Source organism: Leptolyngbya sp. GGD (genome assembly GCF_026735145.1).
GTDB classification, from domain to species: Bacteria; Cyanobacteriota; Cyanobacteriia; order Leptolyngbyales; family Leptolyngbyaceae; genus Leptolyngbya; species Leptolyngbya boryana.
In genome coordinates this window covers 1-3,660 of the sequence record NZ_JAPQKE010000020.1, presented here as the reverse complement: position 1 = coordinate 3,660, position 3,660 = coordinate 1, and the positions used below count along the sequence as shown (strand labels likewise).

The following is a 3,660-nucleotide window of genomic DNA, read 5'->3' as shown; positions in this document are numbered from 1 at the left end:
CAAAGCACCCGCCGATGAGGAGAGTCTACGCCAATTCCTTGTCGCTAGACGAAAACTTCTTGGAGGTTCCTAGTTTCTGGAGTTGCGGTTGAGTGAGTTATGAAATCAATTACTATGATTTTGTAACTAATTCAATTGAGAGTTATGCCCCGTGGTGGTCGCCGAGAAAAGGCAGGTCGTAAATCAAGTTGGTTAAATCCTGAGACTCAGTTAATCAGGGTTCCTAAAGTTCTAGCAGGTCGATTGATTGAAGTCGCCAAGCACCTGGATCAGGGTGATGATGTTCAGGTTGTTCCTGTTGAGACTAAGCAGCATAATTTAACTGAAACAGCGCAGCTTAGTCTTAGTGTTTTCCCATCTGATCAGAACGGCTTGGAAATTCCACCGCAGCCTCTTGGACTAAGAGCATTAGCCAAGAGGCTGCATGTTAGTAGTGGAACTCTATCCAGACATAAAAAAACCACTGCGAGATCGCTTGCCTGGATGCTAGAAAAAGACGAAAACTGGGGCTGGTTTTACAGCCCCAGAGATGAAAAGTATCACCCTGTTCATCCATCAGAGTTTGATCATCTACTAGATGAGTTGAACAATGCGGAGAACTATCAAGTTTACTAATTTACTATTTATGATCCACCCCATTGAAGCAAAATATTTATAGCTTCAATGGGGTGTGGATCATTCTTGGTCATAGTAGTTCTTATATTAGTAGAAATAGTTCTCTGTAAAGGTCTTATTGTTAAACATGTTTTACTAAAGCCAATCAAACAGCAGTGTCTTTAAACAAGTCAAGGGACGTGGAATAGCGGACTGAGCGGAGCGAAGGAGCATATGCCGCGAAAGCCCTTGACGGCAGATTGAACTGCTATACTCTTGGGCTGTTCTGAGGGCTGCTAGATATGTTGCGTGGTTGTTATTGATTTGATAGCAGCCCTCAGAACATGCCATGCGGCGAGCGGTCTTTTTTCCGATCCACCCCATAAACTGTAGTAGCAGTTTTATGATTTTCCAGGAATGGATCGCGGGGAAGGGTTCAACCCTTCCAGAAATCACTAATGACTCATTGCTGATAACGTTATTGGTAGATCCGCAACGGGTGCGGTTTTGTCGATCGGCGTTGCCGCATTATCTTTGAATTATGGCTAAGTGGTAAGGCAGAGGTCTGCAAAACCTCCACCCTACAAATCAAGACGTTGCGAAGCTCCGCCTTAGCGAAGCGGACTTGAATTATGAGGGATAAGTCGCGCCGTCAGGAGCGGGCTTATCCCAATAGTGGCAAGGCATTGGGGCGATTTGGGCTGTAAAAAATTTTTGTCTCTAAACGGGCTGAAAACACCAAACCCCGTGGTAGGGTTGGATTGCGAGTTCAACTGAATACCACGGGGTTCTGAATGCCTAATGACAGGGCATCGGGCGGTGATGTTTATAGCATACCGCCTGATTCTCATAGTTCCAATAGTGAGCAGCCAGCCCTATCGGAACTAAGTCCTCAAGACAAGCCCTGGGAGAAACACAGAGCATTTACCGATAGGGTTGAGGATTTCTATCGGGGATCTGAATTCCATCACTACAGCGAACGTGTTCACTTTTGCTCCGAGTTATTGGGGTTTGGTTTGATTTCTGAGACAGGCAATGCAGCAAAATTGAAGCTACGGTCGGCAAGATTTTGCCGTCTGCGACATTGCCCCGTCTGCCAGTGGCGACGCTCTCTAATGTGGAAGGCTAAAGCTTTTAAAGTACTGCCAAGAGTGGTCGAAGCGTTCCCCACTCATCGCTGGCTGTTTGTGACACTGACATTGAAAAATGTGCCTATCACCCGTTTGCGTGATCAGTTGAGCGAAATGAATCGCGGTTTTGGGCGGCTGGTGAAGTTGAAGGCTTTCCCCGCTGAGGGTTGGTTGAGATCGACCGAGGTGACAAAGGGTCGTGATGGTAATGCCCACCCTCATTTTCACTGTCTATTGTTAGTCCCGCGTTCCTATTTCGGTCGCAATTACATCAAGCAATCGGAATGGGTGTCTATGTGGCGCAAGTCCATGAGATTGGACTACAACCCGATTCTGGATGTGCAGGCAGTGAAGCAGGGTAATAAACCAATGGAGTTAGTGCCTGAACTGCTTAAATACGCAACGAAAGAAAGCGACCTGGTGGCAGATCGGGAATGGTTTTTGGAACTGACGCGGCAGATGCACAAGATGCGGTGTATCGCGACGGGCGGAGTGTTGAAGCAATACCTCAAAGAGTTGGAAGAGGAGCCAGAGGATTTGATTGGTGAGAGCGAGTCAGGTGAGATGGATGAGGCGAAACTGTATTTTTCTTGGCGAAGAAAGGAAAAGAAGTATCGGTTGACTGATACTTCTTTGCGTTAGAATCTGTAACAGAATCTAAAATGTAATGTCTGTAAGACTTATTGATTTTGTAACGGATTCAGAGGTTGCCATGACTAGAGGTGGGTTCAGGAAGGGCGCGGGTGGAGTCTCGACATGGAAGTCGGGCAAAACTAAGACGATTCGAGTGCCAGAGGCTTTAGCCGATGAGATTCTTGTAATTGCGAGAGCAATGGATAGTGGTGAGAAATTTATTTCGCAGTCTAAAGAAAAGTCTATTTCTCGCTCTAAGGCGGTTTCTGACGTTGTGACAGAATCAAAGACGTTGGATTTGACTGGGATATCAATACGTCAAAACAACGGAATTATTTCGGTACATTTAGAAGATTTGGTAAAGGCGGGTTATACCCTAAAACCTCAGAAGCTAGCCGTGATGGTAGAGGCTAGAATACGCAAAATATTGAATAAACAAGGGTTTTAGACGATGGAGCTTATCCGCAGAGAAGAGGGAGAGGGCGATGACAAGATTGAATTTTACACAGTCGTTTTGACGGGACAGTCTGGAATGAGTCAGTCTGGCTTGGCTGTATTAGCAGGAGTTGACCAATCTACTCTGTCACGACTTGAAACAACCCTTATGCACAGCGCGCCCTCAGAAACGCTGAAACCTTTTCAGGGCAAGTCTTTGACCCTTATGATTGACAACCCCAAAATTGAAGGCAAGCCTGTTGGGAATTTAAAGATCTACAAGTCATCCTATTGCGCCGCTGTCTTAAAGCATTACGCCGAGCAGGGTCGGCAAATTGCTGTTTTCAGCCTCATAAAATTTGCTGAGAAAGGGATTGACTCCTGGATTCAGGAAATTACAGGCTGGAAGCAATGGCAGGAGAAAATTCAGCCTTATACCGATGTCTACATTAAGCGCATTGAGAATATGCGTGACCATAAGATTTCGGATGATCTATGGATGATTTTTCGCGAAGCCGCAGAACTATTACTTCTCATTGAGAAGGATTGGCAAGTTCCAATCAATCAATACGATATTCTTGACGGGAGTATTGGCAGGCTTTGGAGTGACTATCGTAAACCATACCCCTGGGCAGGAACCGTGGGTTCCTATAATCATAAATTTCGAGATAAAAGAGGTGAGCAGCCTTGTGCTGCCTATGAAATGACCGAATTGCCCTATTTTCGCAAGTGGCTGAGAGAGGTTTATATCCCTACTCATTTGCCGCAGTACTTGGTTAACAAATACGGCAAATCAGTGACACGGCTGATTTATACCGAGAATGGATTGCTAACTGATGTAATTTTGCAGCTTACAGAGATTAAGAGA

General features: G+C 45.5%; 4 protein-coding genes. All 4 read left to right on the top strand.

Translation table 11 applies throughout. The annotated features are described in order from the left end of the window. Window positions 1–144: 144 nt before the first annotated feature. Window positions 145–615: a hypothetical protein gene (locus OU814_RS31185; protein ID WP_268243313.1), complete on the top strand. Its 471-nt coding sequence runs from the start codon at window positions 145–147 to the stop codon at window positions 613–615. Between the two features lie 773 nt (window positions 616–1,388). Next, window positions 1,389–2,366, top strand: coding sequence for a protein rep (locus tag OU814_RS31180; RefSeq protein WP_268243312.1), 978 nt, complete (start codon window positions 1,389–1,391; stop codon window positions 2,364–2,366). Window positions 2,367–2,391: 25 nt separating this feature from the next. After that, complete coding sequence (locus OU814_RS31175; protein WP_268243311.1) at window positions 2,392–2,805, top strand: hypothetical protein; 414 nt, start codon at window positions 2,392–2,394, stop codon at window positions 2,803–2,805. Window positions 2,806–2,808: 3 nt separating this feature from the next. Beyond that, window positions 2,809–3,660 (top strand): helix-turn-helix domain-containing protein (locus OU814_RS31170; protein WP_268243310.1); only part of this gene is annotated, 852 nt, incomplete at its 3' end.